The sequence below is a fragment of the Brasilonema octagenarum UFV-OR1 genome (genome assembly GCF_963888615.1).
Lineage (GTDB): Bacteria > Cyanobacteriota > Cyanobacteriia > Cyanobacteriales > Nostocaceae > Brasilonema > Brasilonema sennae.
Genome location: NZ_CAWPKW010000265.1, coordinates 25,073 through 46,018 on the forward strand (window position 1 = coordinate 25,073; position 20,946 = coordinate 46,018).

The following is a 20,946-nucleotide window of genomic DNA, read 5'->3' on the forward strand; positions in this document are numbered from 1 at the left end:
CTACAGAATTGTTTCATTTATTTGTGTCCATCTACTTCCATCTACTACTGTCTTTAATTTTGAATTGTTAAAGCTCTGCTGCTTCTGCCAAAATCGGGTTTATATCAAACCAAGACCCTTCCGAGTCGCAATATTCATACACAAATCGACTGTGAACTAAACTGCGATAGTCTTCGTCTCCGCGCACCTGCTTACTTTTTTCCACCTGTCGCAGCAATTCCCATTCATCCTTTGTAATTGCTAACTTCATTTGATTTCTACGTGCTTTTACCACATTTTCCAAAATGTTCTTTGAAAGAGGAAGCCGACGTTCTTTTTTTATCCAATCATAAAGCAACATGAGTAACTCGCGCACATGACCGCCACTAACACGACACAATCGTTCTAATGTTTCTGGAGTGTCAAAAATATCTTTAATCAAATCTAAACGATAACCTTCTGGTACATATGGAAAAGCCCTTGCTAGCACCATCTGTTTGAGTAGATATATTCCTTCATGATAAACACTACCGTCTCGTTGCAGCACAGGTACCATTGGCAGTACCTTGGGATTGACCATAAATCGCTGGCTTAATCTTTCTATGTCATTTGAAAATCTCAAGGAAAGGGGCATAGTATAAACAACATGGCAGTTGAGTTGACGTAACTGTTCGCCCCGGTCAACAAAGAGATATTCTGGTTGTGGTCTTCCCCACGGTTTTTGAGAATTCTCTACACGGTCAAGATTATCAACGATCACCACCAGTCCTTTTTTGCCCTGCTGCTTCAGTTTCTCAACAGCAGGTTCCAGGAGTTCCTCATTAATTGAGTCTAAAATTCCTTTGGTTCGCGGTCCGAGATATTCTCTTAACTTATTGCGGAGTTCTGGACTGCTTTTTGCTTTGGCTGTAATTTTGCCAATACCCAGCGGAATGGATGCTTCCGCAGAGACTTCCAATTCTGCTTGCAAAAGTTTGTTGATACCGTGAAGTAAACTTTTCAACCCTTTAGGTTCGTCTAGTTCCAGCGTTTCAAGGCTTTCAAGACTCTCACTGACTCGGCGGGCGATCGCCAGCATAATATCAGCAATATCCACATCGCCCAATTCCAAGTCTTGACTAGACTCGAAATAAACGACAAAAAAATCTTTTTCCTCTAATTCTGCCTTCAAACGCAACAGTTCTGTAGACTTCCCGCAGCCGATATGTCCCGTGAATAGCTCACAAGTTGGCTCATCGGGGGAAAAAAATGTAATATTTTCTTTTAATTCTTCAATTATCCTGCCACCCCGCACTGAAGCAAAATCAATATAATATTGTCTATCGAGAGGATTGCTCACAACTAAGGTCTTGCTTGGGTTGCAAGCCAGGTAAAACTTCTGCAAGTCGAGCTTCATAAACTACTATGCAACAAGGCTGATCTTTATTATCTACCTTAGCTCAGTGATATATTCCGAAAAAATATTTCAGTAAATTTTTGGATTTGCAAATCGTAGAGTAGAATGTTTCAATTAAAACCTTTAAAAAAAATTTTCCTAGAATAGAGATATTTTGCTAAAAATGTCTAAAATCAAAAAAATAAAACAAAAGCTGAAAAAATTACGAAGCCTCAAATGGCGCACAGGAATATTATTTGCTGTTCTACTGGGCATGATCTTGCTTTCCATTCCAAAAGCCATACCGCAAGAACCAGTTGTCCTAAATCTGTTGATGACTGCTCCTGATGCTCAACCTTGGAAGCAAGGCATCGTCAAAGATTTTGAAGAAAAAAACCCAGGTATTCGTATTAATATTGTTGGAGGTCCCAATTCGACGAATCTACTAGAAGACCTTTATACTTCAGCATTTATTTTGGGAGATTCTCCTTATGATTTAATCAACATGGATGTTATTTGGACACCGAAATTTGCTGCAGCAGGATGGTTGTTAGATTTGAGCGATCGCCTCACAAAAACCGAATTAGCAGCATTCTCACCCAAAGATGTAGAAGGCGGACGTTACGAAGGTAAACTCTACAGAATTCCTGTGCGAAGCGATGCTGGAGTCTTCTACTACCGCGAAGACTTACTCAAAGGGGCAGGTTTTAAACCACCAGAAACATTCGCAGACGTAGTGAAAATTTCTAAGTCCTTAAAAGAGCAACAAAAAGTTAATTGGGGTTACCTTTGGCAAGGTCGCCAGTATGAAGGTTCAGCTGCTATGTTTGTGGAAGTTTTGCAAGGTTTTGGTGGATTTTGGGTGAAGCCTGATACTTTAGAAGTAGGGCTAGATAAACCAGAGACAGTAAAAGCGATCGCCTTTCTCAAAGACACAATTAAAGAAGGAATTTCTCCGCCTGGAGTCACAACATATATAGAAGAAGATACCAGACGCATATTTCAAAGTGGTCAAGCAGCATTTTTACGCAGTTGGCCTTATGTTTGGCCCTTAGCAAATGCTCAAGATTCTCCTCTCAAAGGTAAAATTGGCATTAAACCAATGGTTGCTACCCCTGGTAACAGTACAGGAGGGTGTTTAGGTGGTTGGGGTTTGGGAATTGCTAAATTATCAAAACATCCTAAAGAAGCTTGGAAAGCAATTCAATTTTTTACCAGTGAAGAAGCACAGCGCCAGTTTATTTTGAAAGCGGGTTTTGTACCAAGCCGACGTTCTCTGTTTATAGATCCACAAATTGTTAGTAAATACCCCTATTATCCTGAGTTACTTAAAATAGCTGATAAAGCCGTTTTGCGTCCGCCGATTGCTCAATATGCTCAAGCATCAGATATTTTGCAACGTTACCTGAGTGCAGCACTCACAAATCGCATGACTCCTGAGCGCGCAATGCAAGCTGCAGCTAGTGAAACTAGGCAACTACTAAAAGCTAAAGGCTAATTGATGAGAAACTTTGTATACCAGGTTTATAAAATGACCAATAATATCAATTTCTCCCAATTACTAACTATCCCCCTCTCCTTAATAAGGAGAGCCAGTGCGTTGCGGTGAGACCAGCGCTGCAGGAGGGTCTCCCTCCGTAGGCGACTGGCGAACCCGAAGGGGGGTTCCCAAGGACGGTGCACCTGGCGTGAGGGGTGCCCGGAGGGCGGGGTGAGGTTCTTCGTTTTTTACAAGTATTCATCTAGTAAAGAAATGACTAATCTACAAACAATCAGAAGTCGAGAACAACGAACAGCGTGGATTTTCTTGCTACCTGCGTTGCTGTTACTGTTGTTTGTCTTTGGATATCCAATAGTTCGTGCTTTTTGGTTGAGTTTCTTTACTCAAAATTTAGCAACAAATCTGCAACCCGTCTTTTCTGGTTTTAGCAATTATGTGCGGATGTCGGGGGATGGTCGTTTTTGGCAGAGTTTCTGGACGACAACAGTATTTACTTTTGCAACAGTGTTGCTAGAGTTACTGTTGGGATTAGGTATAGCTTTAGTGTTGAACAGGGAGTTTTTTGGCAGGGGTGTGGTGCGTACAATTGCTATCCTACCTTGGGCTTTACCTACTGCTCTTATTGGTCTTGCTTGGGCTTGGATTTTCAATGATCAGTTTGGAGTTGTCAATGATATTTTAATGCGGCTAGGCTTGATTAAAAGTGGAATTAACTGGTTAGGAGACCCGACATTGGCAATGATAGCCGTGATAATTGGAGATGTCTGGAAAACGACTCCGTTTATCAGTATCTTGTTATTAGCTGGTTTGCAGTCGATTTCACCCGACTTATACGAAGCTCATGCAATTGATGGTGCAACACGTTGGCAAAGCTTCTATCAAATTACCCTGCCTTTGTTGATACCGCAAATCCTCATCGCCACATTGTTTCGGTTTGCTCAAGCTTTTGGAGTTTATGACTTGATTGCTGTAATGACTGGGGGTGGTCCAGGTGGTGCAACGGAAGTGGTGTCGCTGTATATTTATTCTACCATCATGCGCTACTTAGATTTTGGATACGGAGCAGCTTTGGTTGTTTGTACGTTCCTGTTACTAGTTGCAGCGGTAATTATTGCTAGTTTTTTGCTCAAAAAATCTCGTGTAAATACCTTTTAAATCAGTTAACAGTTAACTGTTAACTGATTACTCTTAATAATTCTCACTCTAAGATGAAATACAGTTGAATACTTTTCGTATCGTAAAAACCTGATCTAACCCCTCTCCTTAATAAGGAGAGGGGCTGGGGTGAGGTAAAAACGTGAATGATAACCAATCAACCAGATTTAACATAACATCTCAAATTTCAAATCTCTATGACGGTTCATCAGGAAAACTTGACGAAAAATTCTAAACCAAAAACAAAAGTAAAAAAATCTTGGGAAAACATTTTGCTTTGGATAGTAGTTGCCCTAGTGGTCGTTTTCTGCTTAGCACCAGCAATGTGGCAAGTACTAACTTCATTCAAAGTGAATCAAGATATTTCAAAAGTCCCTACCATTTATTTTCCCTCTCGAATCACTCTCAATCACTACACGGAATTATTCACTCGTCGTCCGTTTTTGCGCTACATATTAAATAGTGCCTTTGTCTCAGTTGTTTCTACAGTTTTGTCTTTAGTTATGGGTGCGCCTGCTGCTTACGCTTTAGCACGGTTGCGTCCTTGGGGTGGCAGAGTTATCCTTGCAGCTATTCTGATTGTGACTTTGTTTCCAGGAATTTTATTATTCTTGGGACTTTTAGAAATTATCCAAAAGTTACATCTAGGGAACAACTATTTAGCCCTGATTATTCCCTACACTGCTATCAACTTACCATTAACAATTTTAGTGTTACGTAGCTTTTTTGAGCAGTTACCAAAAGACTTGGAAGATTCTGCAAGAGTGGATGGCTATAACACCTTGCAAATGTTAATACAAATCTTAATACCTGTGACACTTCCTGCATTGGTAACGACGGGAATTCTGACATTTATTTTTGCCTGGAATGAGTTTATCTTTGCTCTCACGTTTATTACCCGTGAAGAGATGAAAACAATTCCTGTTGCAGCAGCACAATTAGGTGGTGCTACAGTTTTTGAAATTCCCTATGGTCCGATTGCTGCAGCAACCGTGATTGGAACATTGCCCTTAGTTTTACTGGTTTTGTTCTTTCAGCGCAAGATTATTCAAGGTTTGACTGCTGGTGCTGTTAAGGGATAATTAACAGATAATCAACAAATAATCAAAAGATAAATCATTATGGCGAAACTGGAACTACAAAACTTAAATAAGACTTATACTCCCAAAGTCATTCCAGTTAAAGATGTGAGTTTAACTGTAGATGACAATGAATTTCTGACTTTACTCGGTCCGAGTGGCTGCGGTAAGTCTACGACACTGCGAATGATTGCAGGGTTGGAGGAACCGACTCGTGGTCGGATATTTCTTGGGGATGAGGATATTACATTTAAGCAACCAGGCGATCGCAACATGGCGATGGTGTTTCAAAGCTATGCGCTTTATCCCCATATGTCCGTGTACGAAAATCTAGCTTCTGGACTAAAGCTGAAAAAAACTCCTCGCACTGAAATTGAACAGCGAGTCACGGAAGTTTCAAAACTTTTGGGATTAGAAGAATTATTACAGCGTAAACCTGGTCAATTATCCGGGGGATAAAGACAGCGAGTCGCCGTCGGTCGGGCCTTAGTGCGTCGCGCCCAAGTTTACTTGCTAGATGAACCACTCAGTAACCTAGATGCACTCCTGCGGGAACGAGTCCGCGCAGATATAAAACAAATATTTGCCGCCCAAAAAGCCCCAGTAGTCTACGTGACTCACGACCAAACAGAAGCAATGACGCTTTCAACAAAAGTCGCTGTCCTCAACGACGGACTGATTCAGCAACTCGACCCACCAGAACGCATTTATAACCAACCAGCTAATTTATTTGTAGCTGGATTTGTTGGCAGTCCGCAAATGAATTTGCTTACACTACCTTGTAAGGGACGTTCTGCAATCTTAGGTGATGCAAACATACTTTTGCCAGATATACCAACAGTACCACCAGAAATTATCTTAGGTATTCGTCCTGAACACGTCCGCATTGGACAACCTGATGATACACAGGTTATCCAAGGACAAGTGTATCTGGTGGAAAACTTGGGTATGCATAACTTGGTCAGTGTACGTGTTGCAACTGCTGAAACAGAACCGTTGACCATACGTGCATTGTTACCCCCAGAGCAAAAATGGAATAATGAAGAAATTAGATTAGCTTTACCGCCCCAGAATATCCACTGGTTTGATGTGAAATCAGGTGACGCACTCAAGTAAAAGTAAATAAAATTATGTAGTTTTGGCTTTAGTTATTTGAGGAGTTATGGACAAGCTGGGAAAAATTCCTAATCTAAAAAGATCCATGAGATCGATGAAATGGGTACTTGCGAAAATCTATACAGCAGTGCTTTCGTATTAACGCCCTCATGACTAATCCGGCCCTCTACATTTGGGTTCAGCAAGTCCAGGACTTGTTGAAAAGGAAGCGTAGTTTGTAGTAGTCGATTAATTGCTCATAGGACAACTCTAATACCGTTTCACTTTGAAGTTGATACAAATAGACAGCACCCGAGCCGGGAGAAAGAATTAAAGACCAATCATTTGTATCAGGCACAATCGTGAAATGGTATTACTGACATCTTACACCAAAAAAATTGATCTCATTTGAAAACTTGCTACGAAGCCTAAAATCATTTTGCCAGGTTCACAGCGAAATTTTTACGTTAACGACTTACTCTCAGGTGCTTTATTGCCAGTCTCTTACTGGCTTTCGCATTATAACCGAAGTTTTCTTTCTATAACTCTTGCGTTTAAAATTTCTTTATAAATCAGAATTGAATTTAACAGCAGCGCGTGTCAGTTTGACAAAAAACTTTATAAAAAAAAACTTTTTATTTTTTCTATTGACAAAGCAGAGTTGAATGAGAGAATAACTCTCGATACATTCTTCGTGTAATAAAACAAATAAGGAGACTTATTTCATGATGTTCATCAAAGTGTTTTTGCCATCATTTAGCGAAATCGATAAATATGTCACAGCAGAATAATCAACTTACTTGCAAAGGCAGCGCTTTGGTCGAATCTCAAATATTAACACCTTTTCAGCGCAAACTGCTGCAAAAAAATTTGGAAGAAGATTTGCCTAACCAATACCGCCGGCGCATTCAAATTATGCTGCTAGCAGATCAGGGAAAGTCTCAAGCTGAAATTTGTGAGAGTTTAGGGTGTTGTCCGGCTACAGTGCGACATTGGACGCATATAGCCCGTAGTGGAATGGCTCACCAATGGCAAGATTGTCCAATTGGTCGTCCGAAAGCAGTGAACGAGGCATATTCAGAACGTTTGAAAGAATTGTTTAGCCATAGTCCCCGCGATTATGGTTATTCTTTTAGACGGTGGACAACTTCCTGGCTTCAGAAACATCTGGCGAAAGAATTTGGGATTGAGGTGAGTAATCGCCATATCAAGCGACTGCTCAAACAGATGGGATTATCTACTCGACCAAAACCCAGTCATGTCTCGGAAGCCACAACTGAAAAGCCTAAAAATTCCAAAATATTAATTCACGACCTTCAATCCGAAAACATGTCGGATGATACTGGATTTCTGGCTCTTAACTTAGCAACCTTAGGTACGGACTGAGAGATTCATGGTGCAAAATCTATCTGAGCAGTGGATTAGTCTGCAACAGTTGAACAACATTTTGAAGTATTCTGTTTCGGACGAAGAAGGGAAGTGCTGCCTTCAAGAATCTAAATTGCTAAACCCAAAAGTCGGAAAGTTTTGGCAAGGAACTGAGGCTGAAGCTGGTATCTACATTGTGATGACTGGTAAGGTGAGGTTGCTAGACGAGGCTGGTGAATTAATAGCCACTCTGGAAACGGGCGCTTCCTTTGGGGAATTTACCCTATTTCCAGATGCTAAGTTTCAGCCTTATGGAGCTAGGGCGAGTGTAAATTTGCAATTATGCTTTGTTCCATCTGAGGTGTTGTCGCCCTTGATGACTAAGTATCCTCAAATCCGGCAGCATTTGTATGAGCAAGCGCGTGGGCGTAATTCCCTGTTAGTGGACTCTGATAAACTCCCAGTGACGGTTGTTGAGTCTCAAGTGGAGGCTAAAACAAGTAGTTTGTCAATGCCAGCCGCAGAGACAAAACCCCAAAAAAAGATAAGCAAGGCTTACTTTCCAAATCCCACACAACGAGTTGGACACTTGTTGCGGCACGTAACTAAACGCTATCCATTTTTTGCTCAACAGAGTGCATCAGACTGCGGTGCAGCTTGTTTGATAATGGTGTCTCGTTATTGGGGAAAAAGCTTTAGTATTAATCGCTTGCGGGACATCGCCAATGTTGACCGTAATGGGGCCTCACTACGGGGGTTATCAGTGGCAGCAGAAAGTATTGGATTTGCCACACGACCAGTCAAAGCTAGTCTTGACCAATTGGCTAAGCAAAAACTGCCTGCGATTGTTCATTGGGAAGGCAAGCACTACATCGTTATTTATGAAATCACCAAAAAACGCGTAATTGTCACAGATCCTGCGATTGGTCAACGCACCCTTAGCCACGCAGAATTTAAAGCCAACTGGACTGGCTATACACTACTGCTGCAACCCACAGCCTTTTTAAAGGATGCCAAAGAGACTACAACTCCCTTTTGGCAATTCTTTGAGTTGATGAAGCCTCATGGGTTGGTGATGCTGGAAGTGTTTATCGCTTCTGTATTTATCCAGATATTTGGACTAATTACCCCCCTATTCACTCAGTTAATTTTTGATCGAGTCGTAGTGCAGCGTTCTGAACTAACCTTGACAGCCGTAGGGTTAGGGTTGCTGATTTTTAGTCTCTTCCGCGTGGCGATGACAGGGTTGCGGCAATATCTACTTGACCACACAGCAAATAAGGTAGATTTAGCACTCATTGTTGCCTTTATTCGCCATACCTTGCGGCTACCCTTGACTTTCTTTGAGTCCCGTTATGTGGGGGATATTATCTCTCGTGTCCAGGAAAACCGTAAAATTCAACGTTTCCTTTCAGGTGAAGCGTTATCTATCCTGCTAGATTTACTAACTGTGTTTATCTATCTGGGATTGATGTTTTGGTATAGCTGGAAAATGGCGTTGTTGTCGTTGCTGGTCATACCACCTTTCGCCTTGCTGGCATTGATTGCCACACCTTTTCTACAGAAAATTTCGCGAGAAATCTTTAATGCTTTGGCGTCGGAGAGTAGTTATCTGATTGAAGTCCTAACTGGTGTACGGACAGTTAAATCTACAGCGGTGGAACAAACAGTGCGTTGGCATTGGGAGGAATTATTAGATAAAGAGATAAAAACTAACTTTTCGGGACAAGTTATCAGCAATCGCTTACAAATTTTCAGCAACACAATTCAAGCAGTGATAACTACCGTCATGCTGTGGTTTGGTGCACACTTGGTGATTCAAAACGAGCTAACAATTGGGCAATTAGTAGCATTTAATATGCTGTTGGATAATATTATTACCCCCTTCCAACGATTAACGGTGTTGTGGAATCAATTGCAGGAAGTGCTGATTGCAACCGAACGCATTAATGATGTGTTGGATACGGAACCTGAAGAGGATTTGCAGCACCAAGCGCGACAATCTTTACCACCAATTCAGGGTGACATTCGGTTTGAAAACGTAACATTTCGCTATCACCCAGAAAGCGATGTCAATGTCCTAGAAAATCTCACTTTTCAAGTCAAACCTGGGCAAATGATAGCGCTGGTGGGACGTAGTGGTTCTGGGAAAACTACCATTTCTAAGTTGGTTTTGGGGTTATATCCCTCTACACAAGGTAAAGTGTTGATTGATGGACAGGATATTAGCAGTATTTCTCTACGTTCCTTACGTCACCAAGTTGGCGTTGTTGACCAAGATACCTTTTTGTTTGGTGGAACGATTCGAGAAAATATTAGCTTAGGGCATCCTGGGGCAACTTTGGAACACATTATTGAGGCTGCAAAGTTAGCAGGGGCTGACGAGTTTATTAAAAAAATGCCTATGGGTTACGAAACCCAGATTGGTGAAGGTGGAGGATTGTTGTCTGGTGGACAGCGACAGCGAATTGCTATAGCCCGTGCACTATTAGGCAATCCCAAATTGTTAATTTTTGATGAGGCTACCTCTCATCTGGATACAGAATCGGAAAGCATTATTCAAAAGAATTTGAACACAATTCTTAAGGGGCGAACCACATTGGTTATTGCTCATCGTCTTTCGACTGTGCGAAATGCAGATTTGATTTTGGTACTAGATAAGGGCATGTTGATTGAGAGTGGAACTCACCAAGCATTGATGGCGAAACGAGGACATTATTTTTACCTCAATCAACAGCAGTTGAATGCAGTAGGGTAAACAGTGGAAATAGGTAAGGGTAATCATTAGAAAAAACGGCGTTGCTGAACTTGAGTATGAAATAAAGTCTTTTCATGCTTCACTTTGCGTCCCTTAGCATTTGCCGAGATTTTCTGTCCTATACCTACCGCACGCCTGCGCCGTAAGTTCTACCCCACAAACAAGCGTCTTTGCAGGAGATCGCTGCACTTCGTTGCGTATGCTGCAAAAAGCCACAGAAGCATTTACACAATGACAAATGACGCTACTAGTAACGCTGAAAAAACTATTACCAATTACCAGTTACCAATCCAAAATCTAAAATTGATATCACGGTAAATCATGCCAAATATACTGAATGGACGGGTTCCGTCCCAAATTCCTAAAGATGAACAGCGCAATGAATTCAATGAATTAAATGGACAGCTTTCTTTCCAAATCAATAAGGATGAGCAGCCTGCTAAAAATTTGATTTCTCAAACACCAATTTTATTAACTGATGATTGGTCTGATTTAACAAAGGGTTCACTTGATAGTTTTCCTAAAGTTTGGACAAGGGGATTATTGTATTTTTTGGTGATATTTGTCTCTATCATTTTACCTTGGGCAATGCTGTTTAAGGTGGATGAAACAGGTATGGCTAGAGGACGGCTTGAGCCTAAGGGAAAAACCGTTAGGCTAGATGCTGCTGTCCCAGGAACAGTAGCGGAAATTCGTGTCAAGGAAGGTGAATTGGTTAAGAATGGACAAACTTTATTGGTACTGGAATCAGAATTAGTTCAAGCAGAATTACGCCAGGTAAAGGATAAGTTAGAGGGGCAATCAAATCGACTTTCGCAGTTGAATTTATTGAAGAATCAGTTAGTTGTAGCTTTGACCACTCAAGCTCAACAAAATCAAGCTCAAGAGTTGGAAAAGCAGGCTCAAGTTGACCAAGCACGGCAGAATCTTAATACTATAAGAAATTCCTCGGATTTAAAAAAGAAAGAAAAACTTGCTCAAGTAAATCAGGTAAAGCAAGCTCTCCAGTATGGTCAAACGGCTAATAAGTTAGTAGAGAATAATTTGGTGAGTACCCGGCGCGAGGTTGAACGTTATCGCCAGCTTTTCAAGAAAGGAGTTGTTCCAGAAATTAAGTTTGTAGAAAAGCAAGATATAGAGCAAGAAAAACAAAAGATCCATGAACAAACTAAATCAGATATTGAACAAGCTAAGTTACGTTTAGCAGAACAACAAAGTAGTTATGAACAAAACATTCGGCAAGCAGATGCGGATATTGCTCAGGCTGAGTTGCAGTTGAAAGAACGGGAAAGGGGTTATCAAACTTTGACTCATTCTAGTAAGCTTGCTATCCTAAAAACTGAAGAGCCACTAAAGAATTTGGAAACAGAAATGACAGGGCTACAGGCAGAAATTGCTCAAACAAAGAGTCAAGTTCAATCCCTAGAGTTTCAAATCGGACAACGAATTTTAAAAGCTCCAGAAAGTGGTACAGTATTTAAGTTACCGATTCAAAAAGCTGGTTCTGTAGTCCAAACAGGGACAATGATTGCGGAGATTGCACCCCTAAGTTCGCCTTTAATAATTAGGGCGCAAATGCCGACAACTGAAAGTGGTTCTTTGCGTCAAGGATTACCTGTTAAGTTGAAGTTTGATGCTTATCCTTTTCAGGATTACGGCGTAGTAGAAGGTGAATTAGTGAAAATTTCTCCGACGACTGTAGAAGTGGACACGCCTAATGGTAAAGTGGCAGCTTATGACTTAGAAATTACCCTAAAACAGCATTGTATTCCCACGCCTAATAAATGTATCGCTTTGCATCCTGGGGATACAGCGACGGCTGAAGTCATTGTGCGCCAGCGCCGGATTATTGATTTTCTACTTGATCCGTTTAAGAAGTTGCAACAGGGTGGAGTCAAATTATAAGGTGTTTGCGGTATATATTGCTTAACTTAACCACTCTCATCCCTGGAAAATCCGTGAAAACTTCCCTGAAAAAAAAATCTTTAACTCTTTTTTACAAAAATAGAGTTATCAATCAATCTTTCACGTTTCATTTTGTTTACCCTATTTAGAAGAGATATCATGTCACCAACTATCACCGTTACTAACGAAGAGATTCTTGAGCAAGTCAAGCTAACTTGTAAAATTCCCGAGATAACCGAAGCAATTATGACACGCAAATTTATTGAAAGAACTGTAGTAGAAGTGGGTATAAAAGTAGAGACTGAGGAACTTCAAAAAGCAGCAGATCAATTCCGATTAGTTTATCAACTTCAGAGTGCTGAAGAGACCTGGAAATGGTTAGATAAATATAGTCTTTCTTTGGATGATTTAGAACATATAGCTTATACCAATCTCATTTCTGGGAAGTTAGCAATACATTTGTTTGAAAATAAAGTTGAACCTTACTTTTTTGAACATTATCTTGATTATTTTGGTGTAGCGATGTATGAAGTTATCCTAGATGATGAAGACTTAGCAATAGAACTCTTCTATGCTATTCAGGAAGGTGAGATGAGTTTTTCTGATGTTGCTCACAAATACATCCAAAATACAGAATTACGCCGGAAAGGGGGATATCGGGGAGTAGTGCGCCGCAAGGATTTAAAGCCGGAAGTTTCTACTGCTGTTTTTGCTGTTAAATCTCCCCAGCTTCTCAAGCCAATTTTGACTTCTAAGGGAGTACATCTGATTTTTGTAGAGGAACTTATTCAACCGACGTTAGATGACAAGCTACGCACTAATATCTTGTCCGATTTATTTTCTGAATGGCTAAGACAAGAAGTACAAAAAGATAAAGCGATTTAAAAGTTTTAAGCAGAGAATCAAGTATTTTTCTCATTGGTTCTCTGCCTGATTTTTAACTTAAAATACCACCTGCATTTTTGTTGACAACACTAAACTGATCATGCTAAGTGGATAAGTTCAGATTATGCAAGAGATGATTAACTAATATGACAAAATAACTTCCAAATTAGGTAACTTCTGCTTCGTCATTAACTTCTCTTTCCAGCAATACCTTGATTTTGTTTTCATTCATTGCAATGCGTGGCTCAACTACAAGACTGCTTACACGCCATCCTTCCTGACCAAAATAATTCAACAAATCGACGAGTTGTTGATCCCGTGACTCTCTTTTGTCGAATATAACCTGTTCAATTCGGTATTCAAAACGCTTCATTGCTTTACCCTCTTTTATAGCTTTTTGTCGCGAAGCTCTAAGTTCAGTCTTTCTTGTAACCAACCCTGAAAAAGTGATTCCAAAATTTCTTCTCTAACTGATTCAGTGAGTTCACTAGGAAACCACTTTTCAATTTTAATGATGTGATAACCAAGTGTCGTTTCAATTGGTCCAATTACTTCGGCTTCCTTTGCTTTAGAAACAGTCTGTGCAATATCTGGCATCAGTTCTGAAAGAAAGCGAATACCAGCAAAGCCACCATTTTCTTTGGACTGTTTACCCTTTGAATGTAAGAGTGCCAAAGCACAGAACGAAGCATTTTCCTGTCTGATTGCGTGAGCTATTTTCAGTGCCTCTGTTAGTTCACGCACAAGAATTTGAGACAGAGCCACACGTTTAAAGTTGTTACGATTGTTTATATAATAATTATCGACGCCTGCTCCGAAAAGAAATTCTTTTAATTTCTTTGTCAGTAGCGATACTTTAATCCCACTAGACCAATCTTCTACAGTAATACGCTGAAAAGAAAGCCAGTTCAGAGTTTCAGAAGCTCCTAATAAGGTGTGTTCTAGACGAAATTCATCTCCTGCTGCTTGCAATTCCTCATCAGAAACAGTAACACCAAACTGCTCACAGATACCTAAAATGAGTGCGTCACGTTCAGTTTTAGCTGCAATTTCAGCCACTTGATAAGAACGGCGTAGATAAGCAATAATTTCTTCATCCGTTGCTGGAGAAATTTCTGGCAGTGCAAATTCCTGCAAGAGCTGCAACTCTGTTTTTTCTAAAGTTTCTTTCATGGCTTGGTGTGATTAGTTTCTCGTGAAGCTTGGTATATCAGTTGCTCAGGTGAGGCTTCTTGAATTTTCAGCTTGTGGCGATGTAAATCCCCGTAAAGGTTAAGGTAATCAATTTCAGCCGGAGTCAGTTTTCCTTGTTGGATTCCTGCGATCGCAGCATCAATCTCAAAGCGCTCAGTCAAACCTGTTAAACAAACATCAACACAATTCTGCGTTAAAGAGTAGCGGTATAAATCAGGCACAGTAGGTCGCCAACAAGCTTCTGGTAAACTCTCTGGGGCATTCCAGAGTAAACTTGTGTGAGAGCCAGTCGTCTTGAACGTGACAATGCCCGGTCGAGAAAGATTTTGAGCGTTAACCTGATTGAACACTTGGCTCTGGGCAGAGCGGTGGGCGACATTGTGTCTCACCATCACCACATCTAACAAGGGGCTGTCCAACCACTGTTCAGCAAGGTTAAGGTCATGGAAAGAAGCACCGATGTAGCGAACTGCACCCATTTTTTTGAGGCGTTCTGAGGTGCCAAACATTCTTTCGATGGTGCGCTGATAAACGCTATTGGGACCTCTCAAATCCGGAGAAAGCTGCAAGCAATCCTGTAAAGCTGGTCTATCGTTAGAACCAATCCAGCCCCAGAATAACACATCAATGTAGTCAATCCCTAGTTCTCCAAACTGATCTAATAAAGCGGCTATTGCCATTTCTGGACTCTTGATGTAAGTCACGGTTGCCAGCACCACTTTCTCGCGTACCGAGGAGCCACGCCCACACAGTTGGCGCAGCGCCCCAGACATCGAACTATAGATATAGTGGTGCAGATCACTAGAGTAGAAAAAGTAATTAATCCCTCGTTCAAAAGCGTAAAGGGTATCCTCACTAGAGATACCACCGCCTCCACCTAAGCCAAGACAGCTAACCGTTAAATCAGTCCGCCCCAGTTTACGGTAGAATGGCAAATCGGATTCCAGGAATTTATCCGCCCCATGATTAACTTCGCTTGCTGAAACTATTTTAGGTGGCGCGAGATCAGTTAGTTTCATAGGCTCAACGGCGTGTAGATGTCTTGAGAGTTGGCATTTAAATAAGGATGTTTTAAATCAATCCCAAGCAGGGAGAAGTGTTGGCGGATAGATGCCATCCGATTCTCTGGGGAGTCGTCCCCAGAGTGCCAAGCTTCCAGCAACCCACTGGCAATAATTTGACAGCGGTTCATCCCAAAACTCTCAGAAGCACTAAATTTGTTATCTGGTTCTTCTGCTAAAGCAAGTCCTGGCGCGAGCCACTTAGTGAATAAAGGCACTTCTATGCGAAAATGCGATTGATTTTCTGCATAAACACTTCTTAGCACTTGCTGGACTGCTTCATAGTTGCTTTTTGTAAAGTAGAGAACCCCTGAGTCGTAGCGCCCATAGTCAGAGGGGTTATATAGCACCTTAAAGGTGAAGGGGATTTTGATTTCGTTCAGCTGCTGGGTTAGACTTCCCATAACGGCAACTGCACCTTCCGGGCTTAAATTAAAGTAAACTCTGACGATATCAAGCTCAGTGTCTAAACCCGCATCACTGACTGCCATGTAAAATCCATTTTGAACTAGATTACGAGGCATCTGGATGGCGACGGAGTCACCTACTGTGGCTGATTGTTCTGTTGGTTGTAAATGGCGATCGCGCTCAATGTGCAGTGTTAGTCCGCCCTTGGTGACAGCAAGACTACCATCACTCTCCTGTCGCAGCACAAACCAACCTGGATCAAAGTAACCTTTGCCGCTATTGCTTTTGTGTAGTCGCTCGTAAAATTCCAGATCTATCCCCAAAAAAGTATTGTTCTCTAGATTCTGGTGAGCTGCTAAACCAACTGAATTTGCTTCTGGTACCAGGCTAGATCGTAAGGAGCCGTTGTAGTAAATGCCGTAGAGAAAACTTTGCAGTTGTAAACTTAAATACTTATTTTGAAGATTTGAAGGTAGTCGCTGAAAGCGGGCTACCACCTCAGCAGGAAGCTCTAAGGGTTTGTAAGCAGGATGGCTAATATAGAAATTGGACTGGATTTGAAGGTTGCTGACAATGTCTTGAAGAGAATCCAGCACTCCCTCTGGCGGAGAAACGGGCAGTTGATTTGAAAGAGAATTCAGTAATTGCATTAAGATTTTTTTGTAAATAAAAATACTTAAATTAGAGAACGGTTAAAGCTAATGAGTTCAGATTCTGCCACTCCAAAAACCGTCGGGATTGATTGTTCAGGGCGACACAATAAAGTTTTAGCAACCTGAAGCATACAGATACCTCCATTGCCAAAGGATTTTTGGTGCTGAATCATTGCCTGAATTTGTTGAATCAAGCCAAGACCAGAAAACTGCACTACTCGCTTTATAAAATGAGGACGGCGCTCTAAAATTTCTGGAAACTCACCTAAATAAGCTTTAGTAAGGGCTGCAATAGAAGGTTGAAGCATATCAAGGGGAGTCATAGCTAGGCGCAAAGCTTCTTGAATATCGATAGACTTACTGATGACCAAGCTATTTAGCCAGATTTGCAGGTAGCTAGCGATTAGCATCCCTAAGTCAAATGCAGGATCTCCCCAACTAGAACGCTCCCAATCTATCAAGCGGACTATGCTATGACTTGATTGGTCTACTTTGGAAATGGCTTGTTCCCAATCGTTGTGCAGAAGGATATTGTTCAACTTGAGGTCATTGTGGGTTAGACAACAAGGTTCAAAAGCGGTAGAAAGTTCTGCGATCGCCTTTCCAAGGCTGTCATACCGTTGATAGAGAGCAAAGAATTTCAGTCCATCGGCAGGAACTAAACCGAAAACTTCAGGACTAATCCGTTCTAGCCCAAGACCAAAGTTAGGAGTATAGGAGATAATATCACCCTCAGAATTTTGAGACAAGAAGTCCCGGTAGTCCTGACGATCTAAAGTGACGCGATGAACTGTTGCTAGAATGGTTCCGATTGCTGATGCGATCGGCGCTTCGCCGCTGCGCTTCGCTATCGCAGTCGGGAAAAAATTCTCCTTTGCGTAGAAATCAGCTAGGTCACGATACCCATTTAGGTAGTTGAAAACAATAATCGAATGCTTGGCGTCAAAATGAAGCACCTCTGATATTGATGAGCGAATGTAGCTGAGTTCTGGGAATTGTTTTAAAAACTCATGAAGTCGCCATTCGTTCAAGAATTCACCCGCAGTTTTTCCCTCTTGATTGTGACGCTCTTGCTTAACGAGAAGTTGGCGCTCACCAGGTAAAGTCAATAACAAATTAAAATTTTTTGCCAACTTCTGCTCAACTTTGAGTAAATATTTTTCTTCCTGGGAGCAGAGCTTGTGAGCAACTAAATAATCGATCACATTTTGAGAATTTATTGTAAAAGACATGATTTTATGGAATTTTATTTACTCTTAGTTACCAAATTTATCAAATAATAGAAAATTAAAAAAGCAAATATCAGATATGTAACCCATGCAAGGATAACTTCCGGTCGCTCCAACCGAAACATATTAGAGGGCCAAGACCCTATTTTTTGGACTATAAATTGCGATATACTTAAGGAAATCCAAGCAAATCCAGCAAGATACTCACCACCAATTAGGTTTGAAATCCCTAATATTAGGTAAAAAATAACTGTTAGCTCAGGAAGATTAGAATTATTTATTTCCATACTTTCTACCTATTGAGATTGAAAAAGCAAGAGTATAAAAATATTAATACAAAAAATTTATACTCTCGCTATACTCAAGTCAAAATGACAACTTAATTATCATAAATTATGGTAATTAAGTAACTTTTATCTGCTGAATTTAGATAAAAATAGATTGACCATTGCCTTCTTGATAACTGAACAGCTTTAAACAAGGAAATCAACGTTTAAAGAAATTACTTGAAGAGGCGAGAAATCGCATAAGATGCACCAGCGCTTGCGGAGAAAGCAACCACGGTTGTAATAAAGGGTGTTATCCCACCTTTAATAGCAGGAAAATCCTCTTCAGTAAACTCGTTCAAGTAGCTTTCTTCGTCCGACATTAGGTCAAATCCTGCTAGATCTCGAATACAAATCGTTGCCATGATATCACTCGTTCAGTTTGTAATATTTGTGGTTAGTTGAAAGTAAATAAGGTTACTTAGAAAAAATGAGCTACCGCTGTTTCCTATTTCTTCTTGAGAGCAGAATAAGCCCCAACAGCAGCACCGCTAACCATAGCACCAATGACATACTCCGAGGCTATTGCTACACCCCAAATTACTATAGGACTGAGCCCGCCCTTAGTAGCGCTAAGTTCTTGGTCAGCCAAATCATTCATGAAGCTTTCAGAATCCACGAACAGTTCAGAACCAGCAGGACGAATATCAGAAATATTGATGCTAGCCATTTAGAAATTGCTCCTAAGTGAAGTTGTTGAATTGCGATAAGATTTCAAACTCTTTATCTCATTTACATGTTCTGCTATTTTTTTGAGGTTATCAAGTCCTTTACTCATTCTAATAGTGACCTAATAAATTCATTTGTTATATCTGTTAGTGAGTCATAAAAAGCAATGATATCAAGAAAGCTTTCAATTTCTATTGTTTTTTCTGATTTTATTTTTGTTTGGTGACAAAAATAAAATCATTTTGTCTCCTTTTTTTGTTTTTTTTCAAAAATGTATGAAAAATAAAATTAAAATTCACCTCAAGGGTTGCTTTGAGGTGAATTTTAATCAGTATTAAGTTTAAAATCCAAGATAGCTATATTCTTTGGAATTCTCAATTTTAACTTCTCAACATACCAGCTTCTTACTTAAGAAGAACTGCCTGCGAGGCGCAGCCCGTTCTTTTTCGCTCATTTTCTAAGATTTGTACCTAATGACTGGGTAAGTGACTTGCCAATGGGTACATATTTTGTGTCATGATCGAAAGGATAATAAAAGTAAATTTTTGTTAAGCGAGGAGAGAGATGTACATCGTACAAATTGCCTCGGAGTGCGCTCCTGTTATCAAAGCTGGAGGTTTAGGCGATGTTGTTTACGGACTCAGCAGGGAACTAGAAAACCAGGGACATAGCGTCGAACTCATTTTGCCCAAGTACGATTGCATGCGTTATGACCACATTTGGGGACTCCATGACGCCTTCACGAACTTGTGGGTACCTTGGTATGGCGGTGCAATTCACTGTTCAGTTTATTGTGGCTGGGTACACGGGCGGCTGTGTTTCTTTATTGAACCCCACTCTGGGGATAATTTCTTCAATCGCGGCTGCTATTACGGATCTAACGATGACAATATGCGCTTTGCGTTGTTCAGCAAAGCCGCTTTGGAATTTCTGCTTCAAAGCAACAAACGACCTGATGTCATCCATTGTCATGACTGGCAGACGGGCTTAGTTCCTGTGATGCTGTATGAAATGTACAAATATTATGGGATGGAGTACCAACGGGTTTGCTACACTATCCACAACTTCAAGCATCAGGGATCTGCTGGAGTCGAAACTCTTTGGGCAACGGGTTTAAACCAAGAGTCTTACTACTTCCAGTCTGATAAGCTCCAGGACAACTTCAATCCCTTTGCCCTGAACTTTATGAAAGGGGGCATTGTTTATTCCAATGCTGTGACAACAGTTTCACCACATCATGCATGGGAAGCTCGTTACACTGACATTGGCTATGGATTAGGTCACACCTTGCATCTACACCAAGATAGATTCACTGGTGTACTCAACGGCATTGATCATGATTTTTGGAATCCTGAAACAGACCGATACATTCCCTCTCACTACACCAAAGACAATTTTGAAGAAAAAGCCAAGAATAAAAAAGCTTTACGAGAGCGGCTGTTATTGCAGGATGTTGAGAAGCCAATCATTTCCTACATTGGTCGTTTAGATGAGCAAAAAGGCGTTCATCTTGTCCATCACGCAATGTATTACGCCCTCCATAATGGAGCACAATTTGTGTTGTTGGGTTCAGCAACAGAGTCAAGCATTAATAATCATTTCCGCCATGAAAAAGACTTTTTGAACAATAATCCTGATGTTCATTTAGAACTTGGCTTTAACGAAGAATTATCCCACCTCATTTATGCTGGGGCAGATATGATTATTGTCCCCAGTAATTATGAACCTTGTGGACTCACTCAAATGATTGGCTTGAAGTACGGTACTGTACCTATAGTTCGCGGAGTCGGTGGGCTAGTTAATACCGTGTTTGATAAAGACTACGACCAAACCAAACCACCAGAAGAACGCAATGGATATGTCTTCTACCAGTCAGATTATCATGCGCTTGAATTTTCGTTGGAACGTCCTTTGAAGTTGTGGTACAACAATCCAGAAGAGTTCCGCAAACTTGCCCTTGCGGGTATGGAGTATGACTACTCTTGGAATCATCCAGGAGAAGAATACGTAAAGATTTACGACCGTATCCGACACAAATGGTAGTGGCTTAGTCTGCTACTGAGACAATCATTTGTGAAAAACAAGATTCCCGACTTCTAAAAGAAGTCGGGAATCTGTGTCTTTCAATTCTCACAAATCAAATAGGATTGCTATATATCGAGTTCGCCTAATTATTTACAATAAAAAAACCTCACCCCCGCCCCTCACGCCAGGTGCACCGTCCTTGGGAACCCCAACGCCAGATGCCTAGGTCGGGAAACCCCTTCGGGTTCGCCAGATGCCTGCGGAGGGAGACCCTCCCGCAG

Annotated in this window: 16 protein-coding genes and 1 pseudogene; 9 read left to right on the top strand and 8 right to left on the bottom strand. The window is 41.0% G+C overall.

The genetic code is table 11. From position 1 onward, the window contains the following. Nucleotides 1-67 precede the first annotated feature (67 nt). A complete protein-coding gene (locus tag AC5590_RS21990; protein ID WP_169265546.1) occupies nucleotides 68-1,375 on the bottom strand; it encodes a P-loop NTPase fold protein in 1,308 nt (435 codons plus the stop codon). Nucleotides 1,376-1,538: 163 nt separating this feature from the next. Between AC5590_RS21990 and AC5590_RS21995 the strand changes: the two genes are divergently transcribed. From AC5590_RS21995 to AC5590_RS22030, 8 genes and pseudogenes are all read left to right on the top strand, one after another. Next, nucleotides 1,539-2,852, top strand: a complete 1,314-nt coding sequence (locus tag AC5590_RS21995) for an ABC transporter substrate-binding protein (protein ID WP_169265547.1) — start codon at nucleotides 1,539-1,541, stop codon at nucleotides 2,850-2,852. A gap of 255 nt (nucleotides 2,853-3,107) precedes the next feature. After that, entirely contained in the window at nucleotides 3,108-4,010 is a 903-nt protein-coding gene (locus AC5590_RS22000; RefSeq protein ID WP_169265548.1) for a carbohydrate ABC transporter permease, read from the top strand. Between the two features lie 197 nt (nucleotides 4,011-4,207). After that, nucleotides 4,208-5,092: a carbohydrate ABC transporter permease gene (locus tag AC5590_RS22005; protein ID WP_169265549.1), complete on the top strand. Its 885-nt coding sequence runs from the start codon at nucleotides 4,208-4,210 to the stop codon at nucleotides 5,090-5,092. A gap of 39 nt (nucleotides 5,093-5,131) precedes the next feature. Further along, nucleotides 5,132-6,205 (top strand): annotated as a pseudogene (locus tag AC5590_RS22010) (ABC transporter ATP-binding protein). Between the two features lie 753 nt (nucleotides 6,206-6,958). Beyond that, the gene (locus AC5590_RS22015) at nucleotides 6,959-7,570 is read left to right on the top strand and encodes a helix-turn-helix domain-containing protein (RefSeq protein ID WP_169265550.1); all 612 of its coding nucleotides are present in this window, start codon (nucleotides 6,959-6,961) and stop codon (nucleotides 7,568-7,570) included. Nucleotides 7,571-7,577: 7 nt separating this feature from the next. After that, complete coding sequence (locus AC5590_RS22020; RefSeq protein ID WP_169265551.1) at nucleotides 7,578-10,310, top strand: peptidase domain-containing ABC transporter; 2,733 nt, start codon at nucleotides 7,578-7,580, stop codon at nucleotides 10,308-10,310. A 321-nt stretch (nucleotides 10,311-10,631) separates the two neighbouring features. After that, on the top strand, nucleotides 10,632-12,215 hold the full coding sequence (locus tag AC5590_RS22025; RefSeq protein ID WP_169265552.1) for a beta-barrel domain-containing protein: 1,584 nt from the start codon (nucleotides 10,632-10,634) through the stop codon (nucleotides 12,213-12,215). A 159-nt stretch (nucleotides 12,216-12,374) separates the two neighbouring features. Further along, a complete protein-coding gene (locus AC5590_RS22030; RefSeq protein ID WP_169265553.1) occupies nucleotides 12,375-13,100 on the top strand; it encodes a peptidylprolyl isomerase in 726 nt (241 codons plus the stop codon). 166 nt (nucleotides 13,101-13,266) lie between these two features. On the opposite strand, the gene AC5590_RS22035 is transcribed toward AC5590_RS22030, so the two are convergent. From AC5590_RS22035 to AC5590_RS22065, 7 genes are all read right to left on the bottom strand, one after another. After that, entirely contained in the window at nucleotides 13,267-13,473 is a 207-nt protein-coding gene (locus AC5590_RS22035; RefSeq protein WP_169265554.1) for a hypothetical protein, read from the bottom strand. A gap of 14 nt (nucleotides 13,474-13,487) precedes the next feature. Beyond that, a complete protein-coding gene (locus AC5590_RS22040) occupies nucleotides 13,488-14,273 on the bottom strand; it encodes a peptidylprolyl isomerase (protein ID WP_169265555.1) in 786 nt (261 codons plus the stop codon). Further along, nucleotides 14,270-15,313 (bottom strand): aldo/keto reductase, encoded by a 1,044-nt coding sequence (locus AC5590_RS22045; RefSeq protein WP_169265556.1) that lies wholly within the window; start codon nucleotides 15,311-15,313, stop codon nucleotides 14,270-14,272. The genes AC5590_RS22040 and AC5590_RS22045 overlap by 4 nt, the downstream gene beginning before the upstream one ends. Beyond that, the gene (locus AC5590_RS22050; protein WP_169265557.1) at nucleotides 15,310-16,413 is read right to left on the bottom strand and encodes a T3SS effector HopA1 family protein; all 1,104 of its coding nucleotides are present in this window, start codon (nucleotides 16,411-16,413) and stop codon (nucleotides 15,310-15,312) included. The genes AC5590_RS22045 and AC5590_RS22050 overlap by 4 nt, the downstream gene beginning before the upstream one ends. Before the next feature lie 26 nt (nucleotides 16,414-16,439). Beyond that, complete coding sequence (locus AC5590_RS22055) at nucleotides 16,440-17,648, bottom strand: phosphotransferase (protein WP_169265558.1); 1,209 nt, start codon at nucleotides 17,646-17,648, stop codon at nucleotides 16,440-16,442. 499 nt (nucleotides 17,649-18,147) lie between these two features. After that, entirely contained in the window at nucleotides 18,148-18,336 is a 189-nt protein-coding gene (locus AC5590_RS22060; RefSeq protein ID WP_169265559.1) for a hypothetical protein, read from the bottom strand. A gap of 83 nt (nucleotides 18,337-18,419) precedes the next feature. Then, the gene (locus tag AC5590_RS22065) at nucleotides 18,420-18,641 is read right to left on the bottom strand and encodes a class IIb bacteriocin, lactobin A/cerein 7B family (protein ID WP_169265560.1); all 222 of its coding nucleotides are present in this window, start codon (nucleotides 18,639-18,641) and stop codon (nucleotides 18,420-18,422) included. A 563-nt stretch (nucleotides 18,642-19,204) separates the two neighbouring features. Here AC5590_RS22065 and glgA point away from each other — a divergent pair. Beyond that, nucleotides 19,205-20,683, top strand: a complete 1,479-nt coding sequence (glgA, locus tag AC5590_RS22070; protein ID WP_169265561.1) for a glycogen synthase GlgA — start codon at nucleotides 19,205-19,207, stop codon at nucleotides 20,681-20,683. The last annotated feature ends 263 nt before the right edge of the window (nucleotides 20,684-20,946 follow it).

Coding starts and splice junctions, on each gene's coding strand:
- AC5590_RS21990 (WP_169265546.1), bottom strand. CDS start 1,375: ATGAAGCTCGACTTGCAGAAGTTTTACCTGGCTTGCAACCCAAGCAAG.
- AC5590_RS22015 (WP_169265550.1), top strand. CDS start 6,959: ATGTCACAGCAGAATAATCAACTTACTTGCAAAGGCAGCGCTTTGGTC.
- AC5590_RS22045 (WP_169265556.1), bottom strand. CDS start 15,313: ATGAAACTAACTGATCTCGCGCCACCTAAAATAGTTTCAGCAAGCGAA.
- AC5590_RS22000 (WP_169265548.1), top strand. CDS start 3,108: ATGACTAATCTACAAACAATCAGAAGTCGAGAACAACGAACAGCGTGG.
- AC5590_RS22065 (WP_169265560.1), bottom strand. CDS start 18,641: ATGGCTAGCATCAATATTTCTGATATTCGTCCTGCTGGTTCTGAACTG.
- AC5590_RS22025 (WP_169265552.1), top strand. CDS start 10,632: ATGCCAAATATACTGAATGGACGGGTTCCGTCCCAAATTCCTAAAGAT.
- AC5590_RS22050 (WP_169265557.1), bottom strand. CDS start 16,413: ATGCAATTACTGAATTCTCTTTCAAATCAACTGCCCGTTTCTCCGCCA.
- glgA (WP_169265561.1), top strand. CDS start 19,205: ATGTACATCGTACAAATTGCCTCGGAGTGCGCTCCTGTTATCAAAGCT.
- AC5590_RS22060 (WP_169265559.1), bottom strand. CDS start 18,336: ATGGCAACGATTTGTATTCGAGATCTAGCAGGATTTGACCTAATGTCG.
- AC5590_RS22040 (WP_169265555.1), bottom strand. CDS start 14,273: ATGAAAGAAACTTTAGAAAAAACAGAGTTGCAGCTCTTGCAGGAATTT.
- AC5590_RS22020 (WP_169265551.1), top strand. CDS start 7,578: ATGGTGCAAAATCTATCTGAGCAGTGGATTAGTCTGCAACAGTTGAAC.
- AC5590_RS22035 (WP_169265554.1), bottom strand. CDS start 13,473: ATGAAGCGTTTTGAATACCGAATTGAACAGGTTATATTCGACAAAAGA.
- AC5590_RS22030 (WP_169265553.1), top strand. CDS start 12,375: ATGTCACCAACTATCACCGTTACTAACGAAGAGATTCTTGAGCAAGTC.
- AC5590_RS22055 (WP_169265558.1), bottom strand. CDS start 17,648: ATGTCTTTTACAATAAATTCTCAAAATGTGATCGATTATTTAGTTGCT.
- AC5590_RS21995 (WP_169265547.1), top strand. CDS start 1,539: ATGTCTAAAATCAAAAAAATAAAACAAAAGCTGAAAAAATTACGAAGC.
- AC5590_RS22005 (WP_169265549.1), top strand. CDS start 4,208: ATGACGGTTCATCAGGAAAACTTGACGAAAAATTCTAAACCAAAAACA.